Annotated in this window: 16 protein-coding genes and 3 tRNA genes; 6 read left to right on the top strand and 13 right to left on the bottom strand. The window is 60.5% G+C overall.

Annotation, left to right across the window (positions count from 1 at the left end; genetic code table 11):
* Positions 1-131: 131 nt before the first annotated feature.
* A complete protein-coding gene (locus tag OH764_RS07395) occupies positions 132-818 on the bottom strand; it encodes an ABC transporter ATP-binding protein (protein ID WP_027804288.1) in 687 nt (228 codons plus the stop codon).
* Between the two features lie 28 nt (positions 819-846).
* Between OH764_RS07395 and OH764_RS07390 the strand changes: the two genes are divergently transcribed.
* Together OH764_RS07390 and OH764_RS07385 are read left to right on the top strand one after the other, a co-directional pair.
* Entirely contained in the window at positions 847-1,536 is a 690-nt protein-coding gene (locus OH764_RS07390) for an arylesterase (RefSeq protein ID WP_498848561.1), read from the top strand.
* Between the two features lie 117 nt (positions 1,537-1,653).
* Positions 1,654-1,995 carry a hypothetical protein gene (locus OH764_RS07385; protein WP_027804287.1) on the top strand — a complete coding sequence of 114 codons (342 nt, stop codon included), beginning with the start codon at positions 1,654-1,656 and terminating at the stop codon, positions 1,993-1,995.
* Positions 1,996-2,210: 215 nt separating this feature from the next.
* On the opposite strand, the gene OH764_RS07380 is transcribed toward OH764_RS07385, so the two are convergent.
* From OH764_RS07380 to tig, 8 genes are all read right to left on the bottom strand, one after another.
* The gene (locus OH764_RS07380; RefSeq protein WP_498848560.1) at positions 2,211-4,148 is read right to left on the bottom strand and encodes a peptidyl-prolyl isomerase family protein; all 1,938 of its coding nucleotides are present in this window, start codon (positions 4,146-4,148) and stop codon (positions 2,211-2,213) included.
* Between the two features lie 83 nt (positions 4,149-4,231).
* Positions 4,232-4,308: transfer RNA gene (locus tag OH764_RS07375), tRNA-Asp, on the bottom strand.
* Between the two features lie 56 nt (positions 4,309-4,364).
* Positions 4,365-4,440 (bottom strand) — tRNA-Val (locus tag OH764_RS07370).
* A 146-nt stretch (positions 4,441-4,586) separates the two neighbouring features.
* The gene (locus OH764_RS07365) at positions 4,587-4,859 is read right to left on the bottom strand and encodes an HU family DNA-binding protein (RefSeq protein ID WP_006048930.1); all 273 of its coding nucleotides are present in this window, start codon (positions 4,857-4,859) and stop codon (positions 4,587-4,589) included.
* 352 nt (positions 4,860-5,211) lie between these two features.
* Complete coding sequence (gene lon / locus OH764_RS07360; RefSeq protein ID WP_498848559.1) at positions 5,212-7,635, bottom strand: endopeptidase La; 2,424 nt, start codon at positions 7,633-7,635, stop codon at positions 5,212-5,214.
* Positions 7,636-7,835: 200 nt separating this feature from the next.
* Positions 7,836-9,107, bottom strand: a complete 1,272-nt coding sequence (gene clpX / locus OH764_RS07355; RefSeq protein ID WP_006048928.1) for an ATP-dependent Clp protease ATP-binding subunit ClpX — start codon at positions 9,105-9,107, stop codon at positions 7,836-7,838.
* 179 nt (positions 9,108-9,286) lie between these two features.
* Entirely contained in the window at positions 9,287-9,940 is a 654-nt protein-coding gene (gene clpP, locus OH764_RS07350; protein ID WP_006048927.1) for an ATP-dependent Clp endopeptidase proteolytic subunit ClpP, read from the bottom strand.
* Between the two features lie 157 nt (positions 9,941-10,097).
* Positions 10,098-11,444, bottom strand: coding sequence for a trigger factor (gene tig / locus OH764_RS07345; protein WP_020065905.1), 1,347 nt, complete (start codon positions 11,442-11,444; stop codon positions 10,098-10,100).
* Between the two features lie 445 nt (positions 11,445-11,889).
* Between tig and OH764_RS07340 the strand changes: the two genes are divergently transcribed.
* Together OH764_RS07340 and OH764_RS07335 are read left to right on the top strand one after the other, a co-directional pair.
* Complete coding sequence (locus OH764_RS07340; protein ID WP_498848558.1) at positions 11,890-13,035, top strand: glycerate kinase; 1,146 nt, start codon at positions 11,890-11,892, stop codon at positions 13,033-13,035.
* A 64-nt stretch (positions 13,036-13,099) separates the two neighbouring features.
* Positions 13,100-13,552 carry a MarR family winged helix-turn-helix transcriptional regulator gene (locus tag OH764_RS07335; protein ID WP_020065903.1) on the top strand — a complete coding sequence of 151 codons (453 nt, stop codon included), beginning with the start codon at positions 13,100-13,102 and terminating at the stop codon, positions 13,550-13,552.
* Between the two features lie 317 nt (positions 13,553-13,869).
* Here the strand turns inward: OH764_RS07335 and OH764_RS07330 are convergent, their stop codons facing one another.
* From OH764_RS07330 to OH764_RS07320, 3 genes are all read right to left on the bottom strand, one after another.
* Complete coding sequence (locus OH764_RS07330) at positions 13,870-15,402, bottom strand: DUF3999 domain-containing protein (RefSeq protein WP_498848557.1); 1,533 nt, start codon at positions 15,400-15,402, stop codon at positions 13,870-13,872.
* A 90-nt stretch (positions 15,403-15,492) separates the two neighbouring features.
* Positions 15,493-15,753: a DUF2339 domain-containing protein gene (locus OH764_RS07325; protein ID WP_498848556.1), complete on the bottom strand. Its 261-nt coding sequence runs from the start codon at positions 15,751-15,753 to the stop codon at positions 15,493-15,495.
* 210 nt (positions 15,754-15,963) lie between these two features.
* A complete protein-coding gene (locus OH764_RS07320) occupies positions 15,964-16,197 on the bottom strand; it encodes a hypothetical protein (RefSeq protein WP_498848555.1) in 234 nt (77 codons plus the stop codon).
* Positions 16,198-16,485: 288 nt separating this feature from the next.
* Here OH764_RS07320 and OH764_RS07315 point away from each other — a divergent pair, with 288 nt between their 5' ends.
* Positions 16,486-16,773: a hypothetical protein gene (locus OH764_RS07315; RefSeq protein WP_020065898.1), complete on the top strand. Its 288-nt coding sequence runs from the start codon at positions 16,486-16,488 to the stop codon at positions 16,771-16,773.
* 78 nt (positions 16,774-16,851) lie between these two features.
* On the opposite strand, the gene OH764_RS07310 is transcribed toward OH764_RS07315, so the two are convergent.
* Positions 16,852-16,938: transfer RNA gene (locus OH764_RS07310), tRNA-Leu, on the bottom strand.
* A 216-nt stretch (positions 16,939-17,154) separates the two neighbouring features.
* On the opposite strand from OH764_RS07310, the gene OH764_RS07305 reads away from it, so the two are divergent.
* Positions 17,155-17,991, top strand: coding sequence for an isoprenoid biosynthesis enzyme family protein (locus OH764_RS07305; RefSeq protein ID WP_498848554.1), 837 nt, complete (start codon positions 17,155-17,157; stop codon positions 17,989-17,991).
* The last annotated feature ends 67 nt before the right edge of the window (positions 17,992-18,058 follow it).

The following is an 18,058-nucleotide window of genomic DNA, read 5'->3' as shown; positions in this document are numbered from 1 at the left end:
GTATAACCGGCGGCGTGCAGCGTTTGGCGCTGAGTGAAGCACAGGGCGAAGTGCTGGGCAAAGTACATGGCGGGCCACTTGTGGCCCGCTTTTTTGCGTCGGTGTATGTCTAACCCTGAGGAGCCTGTGCGTCAGGCGAGACGTCCCGCTTCTATCGTTACGGTCGTATCGCAGCGGCGCGCCAGTTCCACGTCGTGCGTGACCAGAATCAGCGTTGCACCGTTTGCGCGATTCATCTGGAACATCAGGTCGATTACTGCGTGGCCGGTCGCGGCGTCGAGACTACCCGTCGGTTCGTCGGCGAAGAGAATGGCCGGATGCGTCACGAACGCGCGCGCCAGTGCGACGCGTTGCTGCTCACCGCCCGACAGCAGCTTCGGATAATGGCTGGTGCGCTGGCCGAGGCCAACCTGTTCGAGCAGCCCGCGCGCGCGCAGTGCGGCTTCACGTGTACCGATACCGCCTTGCAGCTCGAGCGGCAACGTGACGTTTTCGAGCGCCGTCAAATGCGGCATTAACTGGAACGACTGGAAAACGAACCCGACCGAGCCGCTGCGCAATGCCGCGCGCTCGTCTTCGTTCAATGTGGTGAGCTCGCGGCCAAGTAGCCGAACCGAGCCCGAACTCGCGCTGTCCAATCCTGCGAGCAGTCCAAGCAGCGTAGACTTGCCCGACCCGGATGCGCCGACTATCGCGACACTGCTGCCTGCTTCGATAGCCAGATCGATGTTGTCGAGAATGGTCAGTTCGCCCGTCGCATCCTTAACCTTCTTGCACAAACCCCGCACTTCAATGACTGGATCAGTTTTGTTTAGCATAGTGAAGCGTAGGTTGAAAGTGCGCGCCATGAAGCTTCGCGCGAATGCACTGACTTCGGCAACGAGCTCGGTGGCAAGGGGCTCGGTTATAGTGACGGCCGCCCTTTTTTCGACGACCTTCGCGGTTCGCGCAGCCAATGCGCCCGAAGCGGCCAAACCGGTGATCGTCGTACTTGGCGACAGCATCTCTGCTGAATACGGCTTGCCCCGCGACACCGGCTGGGTCGCGTTGATGCGCCAGCGACTCACCCAGGAGCGAATCGATTATAGCGTCGCCAATGCAAGCATTAGCGGCGATACGACGAGCGGCGGGCGGGCCCGATTGCCGGCGCTGATGCAACGCCTGAAGCCGAGCATCGTGATTGTCGAACTGGGTGCCAACGATGCATTGCGTGGCGTGCCGCTTTCGACAACTGAAGATAATCTGCGCACGATCATCGAGCAGGCTCAGCAGGCCCACGCGAAGGTCGTGCTCGTGGGCATGTACGTACCGCCTAACTACGGCCCGGACTATACGCAAAAGTTCCATGGCCTATACGGCCAGCTCGCCAGGCAACTGAATGTGCCGCTAGTGCCGTTCCTGCTTGCCGGCATTGCCGATAAGCCGGACATGTTCCAGGCAGATCAGATTCATCCGACGCAGCAGGCACAGCCAGTGCTACTTAACAACGTGTGGCCCGCTGTCAAGCCACTCCTTCGTACAAGTTCGTCGCACTGAAAGGCTGCGGTCGGCTTGTTTCCGGAACTAGGGGGAACACGGATCCGCGAGCTTGATCTCATGCTTGCGCAATCCCGTGGACCCGGCTCGATACCGAGCGACTTATGAGGAGATAACGTGAAATACTTACCGTTAATCGCTTTGACCGTGGCAATTTCCGCCTGCGCTGCTCAACCGCCGGCTGGCGTTCAGTCCGTCGGACAAAGCCAGCAACCGCCGAAGGCCGTTGCGACCTGCATCGCACAAAAATGGGCAGACGGCTCCCAGCAACAAGTCGTGTCGCAAGACACCTTGGCCAACGATCAGGCTGTAGACGTGTATGTGCCGGGCCAGCAGCCGCCCAACGGCGCGGCCGCCGTGGTGCGTCCTTCGTACTCCGGCAAGGGCTCGTGGGTCGGCTTCCGCGCGAACGGAGCAGCGGGCAGCGACGCCACCAGCGCGATCAGTTCATGCCTCTGAGCATGACCACCCTCTGATCGACCCAATCGTTCGGTGAGCTTCAAGCTCGCCGAATGACAGATCGAGACAGATTAGAAAATGAAAAAGCCCCGCATTTGCGGGGCTTTTTTGTGTTTGCGCGTTCAGCGCGGCTTGTGTGAATTCGCTGCGAGTCGAGAGGTGCAAGCTAGGCGCGCCGCGAACAACGACGCGCAAACGAGCGTTCCCCGGAAAGCTTACTCGTCGCTTGCCTGCGCGTTGCTGCTCTCGAGCGAGCCGTACAGTTTTACTTTCGACCGGGCACGCAACGCCTGAACGTAGGCCTCCACTTCGGACTGCGACTCCACCTGCGCGATCTGCTGCTGCGCCGCCGCGAGACGCTGCGGTTCCACCGCCGTGCCTGCGACGACGGCGTTCACACGATAGATGGCATAACCGTCATCACCGAGATCAACGCCCACGTATGCCGGCAGTTTTTGCGCATCGGCCTTGTAGATTGCGCTGAGCGCAGCGGGAGGCACGCCTTGCGCGTCGTTGCGCGATACTTTCAACGGCGACGAGAAACCCGTGGCCGCCTTCGACTTCTCGAACTCTGCGAGCTTCGCGATGCCGTCTTTGTGCGCGGCTTCGTTCGACTGAGCCGCAATGACCTTCTGACGCACCAGGTCTTTGATCGCGTCGAGCGCCGGCACCGCTGCAGCCTTATAGTCGGTGACGCGTGCCGCGATCAGCGTGTTTGAGCCCACGTCGATTGCCTGTGTGTTGTTGCGTGCCACGGCTGCGTCGTTCGCGAAAACAGCGGCGAGGAATTTCGCGTTATTCAGCGGACTGTCGGGCGGCAGCTTCGGATCGGGCTGCGGAGTGACCGTGGCCGTCTGCAACTGCAGCTTGTACTTGTCGGCGGCAGGCTGCAGGCTCTTCGCCTTCTCATAGACGATCGACGTGAAACCTTCGGAGTCGTCGCTGAATGCCTTGCTCGCCAGTTGCGTTTTCAGGTCTCTCGAAATCTGGTCTTTCACTTCGTCAAAAGGCTTGGTCACGGCCGGCTTCACGTCGGTGACCTTGACAATGTGATAGCCGAAGTCCGTTTGTACGATGCCGCTGACTTCGTCCTTCTTCAGAGCAAAAACAGCGTCGTCGAACGCCTGTCCGCCCGCGATCATGCCGCGCCCGAAGTAACCGAGATCGCCGCCCTTTGACGCCGAGCCGGGATCCTGCGAGTTCTGTTGCGCGATCTGAGCGAATTGTTCAGGATGCGCCTTGACCTGTGCGAGCAACTCTTCAGCCTTCTGCTTCGCCTTGGCCTTATCGGCCGCGCTCGCGTCTTTCGGCGCGGTGATCAGAATGTGGCTGGCGCGTACCTGACCTTCGGTGCGGTAGTGCGCGATGTTGTCGTCGTAATACTTCTTCAGGTCGGCGTCGCTCGGCTGCACCGACGCGGCGAGCGTGGCCGGCGACATCACCAGATACTGGATGGTCGCCGTGGCCGGCGTGGCGGAGTCGTTACGGTGTGCGTCGTAGTAGGCCTGCAATTGCGCGTCGGTGGGCTGCACCTTCGCGGCATAGTCGCGCGGGTGGAAGGCAATGCCCTGCACTTCACGCTGCTGCTCGGCGAGTTCGGTCAGATGCTGAGCGAGCGTTTTAGACGTAAACGCGCTGCCCTGAATGCTGGCAGGCAACTGTTGTGTAGCGATGCTGTAACGCACGCGCTCGTCGTACTGGTCGGGCGTCATGCCCTGCATGGCAAGCAATTGCTTGTACCGGTCGACGTCGATCGAGCCGTCTGGGTTCTTCAGCGACGAGATCACCGGATCGTTGAGCAGCGTGCGGCGCACGGCGTCGTCGGATGCGGTCAAGTGCAGGCGCTGCGTTTCATCGGCGAGCACGCGTTGTTCAATCAGGCCGTCCAGCATCTCGCTGCGGCGTTGCGGCGTATCGAACGCCTTCATGTCGAATTGCGCACCGAGCATTTGACGGGCGCGGTCAAGCTGTTGACGCATCGCATTATCGTATTCTGCGCGCGTGATCTTGTGACCGTTGACGCTTGCGACGTTTGCACTTTCGTCAAAGAAGCCGCGAAAGCCCTGAATACCCACAAAACCCAGCCCCGGCACAATGACGAGGATGAGCATAAACATCATCAGGCGTTTGTGATTGCGGAAAAAATCGAGCATGCGTGAGTGCCAAAAACAGAACGCCCGATCTTACAACAGCGGGCAATAAAAAAGGCGAACCGGAGTTCGCCTTTCGAGGATACTGGCGGAGTGGACGGGACTCGAACCCGCGACCCCCGGCGTGACAGGCCGGTATTCTAACCGACTGAACTACCACTCCTTATACTGCGCTTTTACTGCGTCACTGCACAGAAACACTTTAAGAGAATCTGAAACTGGTGGGTGCTGAGAGGCTCGAACTCCCGACCTACGCCTTGTAAGGGCGCCGCTCTACCAACTGAGCTAAGCACCCGGCTTCATGATTCTTGTGCTTCCGTTATTACTGCCTGAATGGTCCGCCTCGCGCCCGATTGCACAACCATCGAACCGAGCAACCGTTAATTCAGATTCGCCGCCCTTCTTTCTGACGAACCTGCAATTTCTCAAGCAGCAAGCCCATTAGTTTAGCGCATCCTTTAGCGCTTTGCCAGGCCTAAATTTAGGTACCTTTGCAGCCTTGATTTTGATCGCATCGCCCGTTCGCGGATTGCGCCCCGTGCGGGCCGTGCGCTTGCCGACGGCAAACGTGCCGAAACCAACCAACGTCACCGAACCGCCTTTCTTCAACGTGCCTTTCACACCACCGATCACTGCGTCGAGCGCGCGTCCTGCCGCAGCCTTCGAAATCTCCGCTTGCTGCGCAATGTGATCGATCAATTCCGTCTTGTTCATCCCTACCCCCGAGAATGTTTTTACAACCGAAACGGCGCTCTGCAGCGCCTGACACCGTCTAGCCGGCGGTAATGCCGGGCCGAGTCATTAGAATTGGCCGAAACCCACGTGTCAACCGGGATTGAGCCTGATTTTGGCGGATTCCGATGATCTCTTTGTCATGCGACGTAAATGCCGATAACGGATGCATTAGATGCGCGCGCAACGAGTACTGTGTCCGCAGTTCACATAAATTTTTCTGCAATCACCAGGCGCATTGTTGCAAGTGTCTACCGAAGCGTGCGGCAATAAAAAACCCGCGGCCGTTCAGGCCGCGGGTTTTTTCTTGCACAGCAAGTATCTTGCTGAAAGCTTAGTGCTTCACGACATCCGTAGCGCCGGAGTCTTTGCCCGGCTCAGCCGCGACGGGCGAGGCAGGCTTCGGTTCTTCTTCCGGCAACGGCGACGGCACACGTTCGAGCGCAAGTTCGAGCACCTTGTCGATCCAGCGGACCGGCACGATTTCGATCGCGTTCTTAACGTTGTCCGGAATCTCCGTCAAGTCCTTGACGTTTTCTTCCGGGATCAGCACCAGCTTGATGCCGCCGCGATGCGCCGCCAGCAGCTTCTCTTTCAGACCGCCGATCGGCAGCACTTCGCCACGCAATGTGATTTCGCCTGTCATCGCGACGTCAGCCCGCACCGGAATACCCGTCAGCACCGATACCAGCGCAGTCGTCATTGCGATACCAGCCGAAGGACCGTCTTTCGGCGTTGCGCCTTCAGGCACGTGGATGTGAATGTCCTGCTTTTCGAACGCTTCGTCCTTGACGCCAAGACGACGCGACCGCGAGCGGACCACCGAGCGCGCTGCTTCGACGGATTCCTTCATCACGTCGCCAAGCGAACCCGTGCGGATCACATTGCCCTTACCCGGCATCACGGCGGCTTCGATGGTCAGCAGATCGCCGCCCACTTCCGTCCACGCGAGACCCGTGACCTGGCCCACCTGATTTTCCTTAGCGGCCAGACCGAAGTCGTACTTGCGCACGCCGAGGAACGTATCGAGGTTGCTGCCGTCGACCTTCACCGCGCCTTCCGCCTTCTTCAGCAGAAGCATCTTCACGACCTTGCGGCAGATCTTCGACACTTCACGCTCGAGCGAACGCACGCCCGCTTCACGCGTGTAGTAACGAATGATGTCGCGGATCGCGGTTTCCGTCACATCGACCTCGCCATCCTTGAGGCCGTTGTTCTTCTTCTGCTTCGGCAAAAGATAACGTTGCGCGATGCTGACCTTTTCGTCTTCCGTGTAACCCGACAAACGGATCACTTCCATCCGGTCGAGCAGCGGCGGCGGAATGTTCAGCGAGTTCGACGTCGCCACGAACATCACGTCCGACAGATCAAAGTCCACTTCGACGTAGTGATCGGCGAACGTATGGTTCTGTTCCGGATCGAGCACTTCGAGCAGCGCCGACGACGGATCGCCGCGGAAATCCTGACCCATCTTGTCGACTTCGTCGAGCAGGAAGAGCGGGTTGCGCACGCCGACCTTGGTCAGGCTTTGCAGAATTTTGCCCGGCATGGAACCGATATACGTACGACGGTGACCGCGAATCTCGGCTTCGTCGCGCACGCCACCGAGCGCCATACGCACGAACTTGCGGTTCGTAGCGCGAGCGATCGACTGGCCCAGCGACGTCTTACCGACACCCGGAGGCCCAACGAGGCACAGAATCGGCGCTTTCACCTTGTCGACACGTTGCTGGACCGCGAGATACTCGAGAATGCGTTCCTTCACTTTCTCGAGACCGAAGTGGTCTTCGTCGAGCACGCGTTCCGCATTCGAGAGGTCGTTATTGACCTTGCTCTTCTTGCGCCACGGCAAGCCGATCAGCGTATCGATATAGTTGCGCACGACCGTCGCTTCAGCCGACATCGGCGACATCAGCTTGAGCTTCTTCAGTTCGGCGTCGGCCTTCTTCTTGGCTTCCTTCGGCATGCGGGCAGCCGTGATGCGCTTCTCGAGTTCTTCGAGGTCCGCACCTTCTTCGCCTTCGCCGAGTTCCTTCTGGATCGCCTTGACCTGCTCGTTCAGGTAGTACTCGCGCTGGCTCTTTTCCATCTGGCGTTTCACACGCCCACGGATGCGCTTTTCAACCTGCAGGATGTCGATCTCGGCTTCGAGTTGCGCGAGCAGATGCTCGAGTCGCTCGATAACCGGGAACATTTCCAGGATGTGCTGCTTCTGGTCGAGCTTGAGCGGCAGATGCGCCGCGATCGTGTCAGCCAGGCGACCTGCTTCGTCGATACCCGACAGCGACGTCAGGATCTCAGGCGGGATCTTCTTGTTCAGCTTCACGTACTGATCGAATTGCGACACGATCGCGCGGCGCAGCGCTTCGGTTTCAGCGCTGTCGGCGTGGTCGGGTTCGAGCGGCATGACTTCGCACGAGAACTGCGTTTCCTGTTCTTCGATGGAAAGCGTTTTCGCGCGCTGCAAGCCCTCGACGAGCACCTTTACGGTGCCATCCGGCAGCTTCAGCATTTGCAAGATGTTGGCAACACACCCTACTTCGTACATGTCCTTTTCGGTCGGCTCATCTTTCGCAGCCGTTTTCTGGGCGACGAGCATGATGTGCTTGCCGCCTTCCATCGCTGCTTCGAGAGCCTTGATCGACTTCGGGCGGCCTACGAAGAGCGGAATCACCATGTGCGGGAAAACGACTACGTCGCGCAGCGGGAGCAGCGGGAGCGTAATGCGTTCCTGCGGGAGGAGTTGGGTTCCTGACATTTCATTTCCCCATGAGTGGAATCAGTTCGTTCGATAGGTGAGGCCAGCAGAAACTATTGCAAGGCCTCCGCGTGTGGGAAAAGTTCAGTGACTCCGAAGGTTCAGTGACTCCATTGTGAAAACAACCATTCTGACCACACGATAAACGAAAAAGCCGTTCACGTCGCCATGAACGGCTTTTTGCAGTACCCGAAAGCCGATCAGTTCGAACCCGCGACTTTAGGCGCGTCTTCGTAGATCAGTAAGGGTTTGCCGTCGCCGTCAATCACATTGTCGTCGATGATGACCTTGCTCACGCCTTTCATTTGCGGCAGGTCGTACATCACGTCAAGCAATGCCTGTTCCAGGATGGAGCGCAGCCCGCGCGCACCCGTCTTGCGACGAATCGCCTTCCGCGCCACAGCCTGTAGCGCCGCCGGGCGAATTTCGAGCTCGACGCGTTCCATGTTGAACAGCTTGTGGTACTGCTTCACGAGCGCGTTCTTCGGTTCGACGAGAATTTTCATCAGCGCGGCTTCGTCGAGCTTGCCGAGCGTGGCCACGACCGGCAGACGGCCGATCAGTTCCGGGATCAAACCGAACTTGATCAGATCTTCCGGTTCGACTTCGCGCAGCACTTCGCCGGCGTCGCGGTCCTGCTTGCTCTTCACGCTTGCGCCAAAGCCGATGCCGGTCTTTTCAGTACGATCGACGATGACTTTTTCGAGGCCGTCGAACGCACCACCGCAAATGAACAGAATGTTCGTGGTGTCGACCTGAATGAAGTCCTGATTCGGATGCTTGCGGCCTCCTTGCGGGGGCACCGACGCCATCGTGCCTTCAACCAGCTTGAGCAGCGCCTGCTGCACGCCCTCGCCCGACACGTCGCGAGTGATGGACGGGTTGTCCGATTTCCGGCTGATCTTGTCGATTTCGTCGATATAGACAATGCCGCGCTGGGCCTTGTCCACTTCGTAGTTGCAGTTCTGCAGCAGTTTCTGAATGATGTTCTCAACATCTTCGCCCACATAACCCGCCTCAGTCAGCGTGGTTGCGTCTGCAATGACAAAGGGAACGTTCAGAAGCCGTGCGAGCGTTTGCGCAAGCAAGGTCTTGCCCGAACCGGTCGGGCCGATCAGCAGGATATTGCTCTTGGACAGCTCGATCTCGTCTTTCTTGTCGAGATGCTTCAGGCGCTTGTAGTGGTTGTACACAGCAACCGCGAGAATTTTCTTCGCACGTTCCTGACCAATCACATACTGGTCAAGGATTTCACGGATTTCCTGCGGACTCGGCAGATCGGACTTGGACAAGCCCGCCTCGATACCCGCGCCTGCTGCTTCATCGCGAATGATTTCGTTGCACAGGTCGATACATTCATCACAGATGAACACCGACGGGCCGGCAATCAGTTTTTTGACCTCATGCTGGCTCTTGCCGCAAAACGAGCAATACAACAGCTTTTCGCTGTTAGAACCTTTCTTGTCCGCCATAGATGTGTGAGCCTCCGGACACTCGATTACATGATACGCCGTTTGCCCCAGCCTCGCAGTTAGGCGCGGCCGGGTTGAGCAATGTGACGGCGTTTGCCGCAGGCGCTCGGACGAGTCTTAATTATTTCACAACCGATCAGACGCGGGATTTGCCCCGAATTGGCGCAAATCCCACCCGATCAAGGACGTTTGTGGGCTACCTGATCGACCAGACCGTAGGCTTGCGCGTCGTCGCCGGACATGAAATTGTCACGGTCGGTGTCGCGTGCAATGCGCTCGACGGGTTGGCCGGTGTGGTGCGCCAGCAGGTGATTGAGCCGCTCCTTCAGGTACAGGATTTCGCGCGCCTGAATTTCGATGTCCGACGCCTGACCGCGGGCGCCGCCCAACGGCTGGTGAATCATCACGCGCGAATTCGGCAGCGCGAAGCGCTTGCCCTTTGCACCTGCTGCAAGCAGGAACGCGCCCATGCTCGCCGCCAGTCCCATGCACAGCGTGGAAACGTCCGGCTTGATGAACTGCATCGTATCGTAAATTGCCATACCGGCCGACACCGAGCCGCCCGGGCTGTTGATATAGAAATAGATGTCCTTGTCGGGATTCTCGCTTTCCAGAAACAGCATTTGCGCGACCACCAGGTTGGCCGTCTGGTCGTTCACCTCGCCCACCAGGAACACAATGCGTTCCTTCAGCAGACGCGAGTAGATGTCATACGAGCGCTCGCCCCGGCCGCTCGTTTCCACGACGATCGGCACCAGTCCGAGCGCCTGCGCTTCGAGATCCCGGGACGACTGGGAGGTCAACGTGTCCAGCATTTGGGCGCGAAAGGTCATGCAATGGATCCTTGTCTGGAAATATTCTAAATATTTGATGCTAGACAGGTGTGGTCGACCAGCTCGTATTCAAGTGCACACAAACCGCACAAAAACAGCACAAAAAAACGGCGTGCGGGCCGTCGCTCCGACAGCCGGCACGCCGTTGCAGCGACGCTTACGCTTGCGCCGTTGCGCTTGCCAGTTCTTCGAAGCTCACTTCCTTGTCCGTCACCTTGGCCTTGCTCAGCACGAATTCGACGACGTTCGCTTCAACGACGTACGCTTCCATTTCAGCAAGACGTTGCTGGTTCGAATAATACCAGCGGACGACTTCCTTCGGGTCTTCGTAGCTTTTCGCGAATTCGTCTACTTCTGCGCGGATCTGCTCCGGCTTTGCCTGCAGGTCGTTAGCCTTCACCAGCTCAGCCAGCACGAGACCCAACTTGACGCGGCGCTCGGCCTGTTCCTTAAACATAGCGGCAGGAATCGGCGCATCTTTAGCGTTCGGCACGCCGCGCTGCTCCAGATCCTGACGCGCCATTGCGACGAGACGCTCCTGGTCTTGCTCGATCAGTGCGTTCGGCACGTCGAGTTCCGAAATCTTCAGGAGCGCGTCCATGACCTGATTCTTGACGATGGCTTGCGTGCGGCGCTTCGCTTCACGCTCCAGATTGTCTTTGATCTCGGCGCGCATCTTGGTCAGGTCGCCGTCTTCAATGCCGAGCGACTTCGCGAATTCTGCGTCGATTTCCGGCAGGTGCGGCCACTCGATCTTCTTCATGGTGATCGTGAATTGCGCCGTCTTGCCGGCTACGTCCTTGCCGTGATAATCGGCCGGGAACGCCAGATCGAATTCCTTCGTTTCGCCGACCTTCAGGCCCGTAGCCGCCTTTTCGAATTCAGGCAACATGCGGCCTTCGCCCAGCACGAATGCGAAGTCTTCGGCGCTGCCGCCCTGGAACACTTCACCGTCGATCTTGCCGACGAAGTCGACCGACACGCGATCGCCTTCCTTGGCCGCCGTGTCACCGCCGCCGTCGCCATGCTCGCCGGCTTCGCCGCGAGCGTGAAAATGCACGCGCTGCTTGCGCAGGATTTCGAGCGTGCGGTCGATTTCCGCTTCGCTGATGGTCGTCGTGGTGCGCTCGATTTCAGCCGTGGCGACGTCGCCCAGCTTCACTTCCGGATAGACCTCGAAGGTCGCGTCGAAAGCGTAATCGCCCTCGGTAGCGTCGGCCTTCGGTGCGAAGCTCGGCTGGCCTGCAACGCGCAGGTTTTCGGCGCGGCTGATGTCGAAGAATTCCTTGCCGACCTTGTCGCTCAGCACTTCAGCTTCCACCTGGCCCGAATACTGTTGCGTCACCATCTTGAGCGGCACCTTGCCCGGGCGGAAACCCGGCATGCGCACGTTCTTCGCGAGTTGACGGATACGCGAGTCCACTTCCTTCTGCACGGCGTCCTTCGGCAGGGAAATCGTTACGCGGCGTTCGAGCTTGCCGAGGTTTTCAACAACGTTAGCCATGGCTTCAATCGTCCTAAAATTATTCGAGCGAATTCAGTTATCTTCTCCGTGCCGCATTTGCGCGCCTGCGCCGCGGGCTTGCAGGCCACCGGCAGCACGGTTGAGTCCAAAGAGCCGAATATTTTAGCAAACTATTTGCGCGGCTAACCGGGATTCGACGGTTGCGCCTATTTTTATCGGCATCCAGAGCCGTTTCAGGCGCTTTTTTCAGCGGTTTTGCGCTTCTCCCAAGACGCAGCCCGCCCGACGAGCCCGCACTGCTGCACCACGCCTCACGACGCACGACAATGCCGGCTATGCCGTTCGGCATATTCAGTCGAAGCGACCATGCTGCTAAGCTAGCGAACGCGCCTCGGGGGCTGCGCTGCATGCGCTGAACAGCCCGCCTCGCCAGCGGCATTCCCCGCCCGGTACTACGGTACTACTCCAACCATTCAGAGACACCATGCCTAATTCGCCGTCCTCGCCTGTCGTCGTCGTTGCCCCGGATTCGTTCAAAGGCTCGCTTGGTGCCGAACAGGTCGCGCAGGCGATCGCGTCGGGCGTGCAGCGCGCGCGCCCGGACGCCGAGGTACGCATCTGTCCGATGGCGGACGGCGGCGAAGGTACGCTCGACGCGATGCTGACGAGCGGCGGCGAGCGCCGCAAGCTGACTGTGCGCGGCGCGGCAGGCCCAGTGCGCGAAGCACTGACGGGCGTCCTCGCCGACGGCAGCGCAATCGTGGAAACCGCGGAGATCGTCGGCATCACAGACTCGATTGGTATGGGCGTACCGGTTCAGGCGCGCAATACACGTGGGATGGGCGAAGCAATCAGCGCGCTGCTCGACGCAGGAGTGCGGCGGTTTTTCATTGCACTTGGCGGCAGCAGCACCAATGACGGCGGTGCGGGTCTGCTGGCGGGTCTCGGCCTGAAACTATTCGACGCGCAAGATCGGGAGCTGGAGCCGACGCCCGAGCAACTGGCGCGCGTTGCACGGATCGACGTTTCACAACTCGACGCGCGGCTCGAGCACACACAGTTCATCGGCATGTCCGATGTGGACAATCCATTGACCGGTGAGCATGGGGCGACTGCGGTCTTCGGCCCGCAAAAAGGCGTCGCCCCGGAGCAGGTCGCCACGATCGACGCGGCCCTCGCCCGCTTCGCCGATCTGCTGGAACCAGCGCTCGGGCGCACGGCTCGCGACCTTCCCGGCGCGGGCGCCGCAGGTGGACTCGGCTTTGCGTTGCACATGCTTGGCGCGCAGTTCGAGCCAGGCGCGGAAACGGTCGCGCGGCAGATCGGCCTCGACGCGGCACTACAAGGTGCGAACTGGTTGATCACCGGCGAAGGACGCTCCGACGTGCAAACGCTGCACGGCAAGGCGCCTTTCATCGCATGCCGTCATGCGCAGTCTGCAGGTGTGCCGGCCACGCTGCTATCGGGCGCCGTGGACTCCGCAGCACTGCCGCGTCTAGCCGAATATTTCAGTGGTTGCTTCTCGCCGGCCCCTGGACCAATCACGCTTGAATTCGCGATTCGCGACGCTGCACGTCTCCTGGCGGATGAGGCCGAACAACTGACGCGTTTGAAGTACGGCGCGCGTTGACCCGGTGGCATGGTTGCGGCAACAATCACAGCGCCACAACCGCGTCACTCATCACGGGAAGACCATGAAGGACTCCGCCAAAGCCGGCTTGGAACAGCTCCTCACATATCGTCTGCATGTACTCAACAAGCTCGCGGAGCGTGGTATCAGCGAGCGTTACCAGGACAAGCTCGGCGTGACGCTGCCGGAGGCTCGCGTGATCGCGTCGGTGGGATCGTTTGGACCGTTCTCGATCATGGAACTCGCGAGGCATGCCAATCTCGACAAGAGCCAGGCAAGTCGCGCCGCCGAGGCTTTGATCAGACAGGGGATCGTCAAACGCGAAGCGAGTGTGGAAGACGGCCGCGTCGTACTCGTGTCGCTCACGCCCGAGGGCCGCGCGTTGTATCGCAGGGTCATGCCGATTGCGCGCAAATGGAACGGCGATCTGTTCAACTGCCTTGACGAGAAACAGAAGCTCGCTCTTGGCGAAGCGCTCGATAAAGTCATCGAAACGATGACTGCGCCTGACACGTGAGCCACGAATAAAAAGCGCTGCCAGCACTGCGCGGGATGCGCCGCGCAGACCTGTCGCACGCGGCGGCTTTAAACCCCGTTACGCCGCGCGCATGGAAACAGCCGTGAGTTGTTTGCACACACTGCGCTATTCAATGCGACGCATGAGTTGCGTACGCTCCGCGCTTCGAACTGACCAATGAGTTGCACGCACTCCTGGGTAACGAACCATGTCTTCGACACGCTCGTGTTTGCCAACCACACCATGACTGCGTGCACGTCCCGCCCTTCCAACCCAGCCGTAACCCGCGCGTCGCAGACTATTGAAAAGCGTGCAATTCAGGTGCTGCCATCACGCTGATGCCCGCCTTGCGTCGTGCCCGACACACCACCGGTCAATGAATTGGTCGCGTTCTGAGCAGGAGCGCTGGCCGCTTGAGCAGTGTCCGCCGAAGCGGCTGGCGTACTCGCGAAACCACTCGCCGTACCACCCGGCACGGCCGCCGCGGCATCACTCGCCGGCATCCTGGACGATACGCTGCGAGCAATGCGCCAGGCTATGGCCGCAAGCGCTCCGACGGCAAGAACCAGAGCGGCCCACACCATATAACGGCGGTGTGCATCCGCACTCGCCGACGATGGCGCATTTGCATTCTGCTCGAGCGCCACAGGTTCGCCAACGCGCGCCGTGACCACCGCCGACGAAGCTCCATTCAGCAGTTCGTCACGTCCGACGGCCGTCGATACGGCCGCGGCATTGCCCACACCGAGCGTAAAAGGCGCCGCGCCATGCGCGGCAAAAGTCAGCGTCGCGGGGCGCCAACCCGCTGCGATGCTCAACGCTCCATTTCCGAGCCCGCCGTTGCGCGTATCGACGACGACGCGCCAGTGACGGTCCGTGTCGGGCGCGAGTTGCAGCGAAGGACTGTTCTGTTCGACATCGCCGTTATGCAAACGGAAGAGCGTCGCACTCGACACCTCGTGCCACGCCGCGCCGAGTGCGCCGCGTGAATAGACGACGGCAGGCGCCACCGTATTCGGCTGCGGCAAATGGAGGCGCAAACGGTCGATGGGATACGGTCCGCCAGTCGAGAAAAAATATTCGCCGGCCTTGGGTCCCGCCTGCGCCACGATGTTCTCCCGCCATTCGCGCTGCTTGTCCGCGAGTTGCGCGCCACCCGAGCCGGTCGCCTGCACTTCGACATTCATCGATTCGAGATACGGCGCGCCGTCGAGCCAATGCAAGCGCAGATAACGAGCGCGCGCACCGCTCAGCTCTACGCGGTCCTGGCTCAGCGTGCTGCCGTTGTAGCTGACCTTGAGCAATTGCGCGTCGCCGGCGGGCTGCCAGTTCCGCAAGTCGTCGCTCGATTCAACCGACACCCGCCCCTGGTAGTTATCGTCACGAAGACGAATCACCAGCGCGCTCACGCGGCCCTCGCGCGAGGCCTCTCCCGCGTCGATCAGATCCGTGTCGTGCTGAGCGCGACCCGGCGGCGCTGCGGTGGCGTGCAGCGAACCGTCGGCCGCGATCGTCACACCGAGCGGCGCACCGGTGTGGCCCGCCGGCACCGGGCGCAGCGGAAACCATCGCGCCGGGCGCAAAGTCGGCGGCGTGCGTGGCAGCTCGCGCGGTCCCTCGAGCGAATACGGCACGGGCTCGCCCGCGCCGTTGAATACGCGCACGTCGCCGAGATCGTTGCGCTGACTGGCGCTATAGACAGCGGCCGGCAGCGCGACGCTGTAATAGGCGGCACCCTCTTCGAGTTGCAGCGTAAAGTGCCGCGCGAAATCTTCAGCGCAGGCGGGCGCCGCGGCCCAAGCGGCTCCGATCGCGACACACCAGGCCGTTACCTTCAGAAATTGCTTCATTGTTCAGTTTCCCCGACCACTAGCGTGGGCGGCAACGACGCGAAGTAGCCGATCAGCAGCAACGTCGCGCCCAGCCGATAAACGATACGATCACGATACGATCCGCCCGACACCGCTCACGTGCGACAGGTCGAACAGGAACAGTTTGACGACGGTCGCGGCGAGCAATGCGCCGCCAACGAACCAGACGACACGGTGTGCGCAACGGGTGGCCCAGATCATCGCCGCGAGTTCGCATAGCGCCCAGAATACCGAAACAGACGCCTGCACGAGTATTGACTGCGACATGTCGACGAGCTGGTATGGCGCCACGGTCAAATGATGCAGCGTGCGCCGCGGCGTCGCGTTCAAGCAGAAAACGCCGATTGCCCCAGTCAACACTTGCAAAAGGTAACCGATGGTCGCCAGGCGGCGCACCGATACGACGAATCCGTGCGAGCCACAGCGCGGCCAGCGCGGCCAGCGCGGCCAGCGCGAACAGCTTGCACAAGATTCGAGCGAATCGAGCGACGGCGGACTCGCCCACGATCCGCCGTCCAGCGTCAGACTCGCGTAGAACGATTACACCCACATCACGAGCACGAGCGGCGTAGAAACAATCGCGCACAGCTGCACGATGCTGTCACGCCTCGTGAGGTGCAAACTCGCGAAGGCGAATGCGCTCCCGCCGACCAGAAACCCTTGCTGCGACGCAATCGACGCGCACACCGCGGCATTATCGTACGCCGCGTCGAAATGATGATGCAATGTACGCAGCAGCAATGCATTGAGCGACAGGAACAATGTCGCGTACACGGCGTAATCGAAACACACGGATTCCACTGCACGCCCAGTACGAGTAGCCGGCGCAACGAATTGCACAGGCGACGCGGCCATCATGGGATTCAAAAGCTCAGATAAAAAGGCGTAGTCAACTGACAATCAAAGTCGGCAGCAACGCTCATCGAGCGACGCGGTCTTCGCGGCAATCTACCAACCGTGTCAAAATTCGGGATCTGCCGCCGCGTCCGGCTATCGAATGCATTCGCTCAACGACCCGCGCGGCGTGCAAGTCGATCGTTCAATCTAATCAGGAAAGTTTTAGTGGATCTCAACAAACAGATCGCGGCGCTCACCGCGTCGGAACTCCAGACGGCCGGCGCGAGCCAGGCGACGGCCATCGCAGTCAGTGTGCTGCTGCGTCATCTGCGCTCGCCCGAACTGGCGAAGCTGTTGTCGTCGGCATTTGAAAACCATCAGGCGGTCATGCTGCAAACGCCTTGGCCCGATCAGATGCTGCAAGCGTTCGAATCGACTCGACGCTTTCTCGAAGGCGCTGCGCAAGCCGACCTGCCCGGCACTCAGGCGCCACCGGAAACGCCGGTCGCCTGAGCGCGCGCTAACAAGCGGCCCGAAAACGAAAAACCCCGCCAGTCCAACGACTTGACGGGGTTTTGCGTTACAGAAAAGTGGTGCGAGGGAGGGGACTCGAACCCCTACACCCTTGCGGGCGTCAGGACCTAAACCTGGTGCGTCTACCAATTTCGCCACCCTCGCAGCCGGACAAGCGTTGTGCGTCTTGCCCGATGTCCTTCACGCTTTGTGCGGCACCCAAGGTGCATGCCCAAAAGCGTAAGCGCGAGATTCTAACGCATTGATTCGCGCTTGTCTGCAACCGCCGCGCATCTGTCCTTACCCCGCCGATGCTACAATTTTCGGCTTCGTGCACGCTTGCCGTGCCCTGTTCGCCTGCCCTTCTCCACATTCCAACCCGTGAATTTCGACGAATATTGCCAGCAAAAAGCGGCGCCTCCAGGATCGAGCACTTACTACGCGCTTCGGCAGGCTCCCGCGGCCAGTCAGCCGCGCTTGACCGCGCTGTTCGCACTGCGGCGCGAGTTCGAGGAAACGGTCAAGGAAGTCAGCGATCCGGCCATTGGCCGCACCAAGCTTGCCTGGTGGCAGAACGAACTGGCCGCGCTTGCTGCGGGCACGCCCACGCACCCGGTTTCGAAAGCGCTCGCGGCCTCGCTGCCCGACGTGAAGGCCGAATACCCGGCGCTGCAAGCGCTCTTGAGCGGCTTTGAGATGGATCTCGACCAGGCGCGCTATCTCGACTATCCGAATTTGCGGCGCTATGTGCAGGCGGTCGGCGGGACCTTTACCTCGTTAGTGGCGCGCAGCGCGAGGACTGAAACGCCTGCCGATGGGTCACAAGCGCCGGGTTGGTCGGCGCCGTTAGGCGAAGCGCTGCTGCTCGCACAGCTCGTGGTCGAAACGGGCAACGATGCGCGCCACGGCCGCATCTACATCCCTATTGACGAAATGCAGCGCTTCAATGTAACAGCCGCGGACCTGATCAATCGAAAATATAGCGACGCATTCACCGAGCTCATGCGTTTTCAGACGAAGCGTGCTCGCGATGCCGTGCGAACGGCGCTCGCCGCCGTCCCGGCCAATGAGCGCCGTTCGCAGCGCGCGTTGCTCGCGCAAGGCGCGCTCGCGTCCGCGCTACTGGACGAGATCGAGCGCGACGGCTACCACGTGTTGCATCAAAGGATCGCGTTGACGCCGATCCGCAAGCTGTGGATCGCCTGGCGCGCAAAGTGAGCGCCGCCGCGCGCCATTTACGCGGCGCGTCGTCCGGCGTCCGGCTCAGCGCGGAGCGCGCCGGCCG

It is taken from the genome of Burkholderia sp. M6-3, from assembly GCF_050858985.1.
Lineage (GTDB): Bacteria > Pseudomonadota > Gammaproteobacteria > Burkholderiales > Burkholderiaceae > Paraburkholderia > Paraburkholderia caledonica.
This window is presented reverse-complemented; position numbering and strand designations above follow the sequence as displayed.

Excerpts from the sequence above, each read along its gene's own strand:
- OH764_RS07395 (WP_027804288.1), bottom strand. The coding sequence starts at position 818 with ATGCTAAACAAAACTGATCCAGTCATTGAAGTGCGGGGTTTGTGCAAG.
- OH764_RS07390 (WP_498848561.1), top strand. The coding sequence starts at position 847 with ATGAAGCTTCGCGCGAATGCACTGACTTCGGCAACGAGCTCGGTGGCA.
- OH764_RS07380 (WP_498848560.1), bottom strand. The coding sequence starts at position 4,148 with ATGCTCGATTTTTTCCGCAATCACAAACGCCTGATGATGTTTATGCTC.
- OH764_RS07365 (WP_006048930.1), bottom strand. The coding sequence starts at position 4,859 with ATGAACAAGACGGAATTGATCGATCACATTGCGCAGCAAGCGGAGATT.
- lon (WP_498848559.1), bottom strand. The coding sequence starts at position 7,635 with ATGTCAGGAACCCAACTCCTCCCGCAGGAACGCATTACGCTCCCGCTG.
- clpX (WP_006048928.1), bottom strand. The coding sequence starts at position 9,107 with ATGGCGGACAAGAAAGGTTCTAACAGCGAAAAGCTGTTGTATTGCTCG.
- clpP (WP_006048927.1), bottom strand. The coding sequence starts at position 9,940 with ATGACCTTTCGCGCCCAAATGCTGGACACGTTGACCTCCCAGTCGTCC.
- tig (WP_020065905.1), bottom strand. The coding sequence starts at position 11,444 with ATGGCTAACGTTGTTGAAAACCTCGGCAAGCTCGAACGCCGCGTAACG.
- OH764_RS07340 (WP_498848558.1), top strand. The coding sequence starts at position 11,890 with ATGCCTAATTCGCCGTCCTCGCCTGTCGTCGTCGTTGCCCCGGATTCG.
- OH764_RS07335 (WP_020065903.1), top strand. The coding sequence starts at position 13,100 with ATGAAGGACTCCGCCAAAGCCGGCTTGGAACAGCTCCTCACATATCGT.
- OH764_RS07330 (WP_498848557.1), bottom strand. The coding sequence starts at position 15,402 with ATGAAGCAATTTCTGAAGGTAACGGCCTGGTGTGTCGCGATCGGAGCC.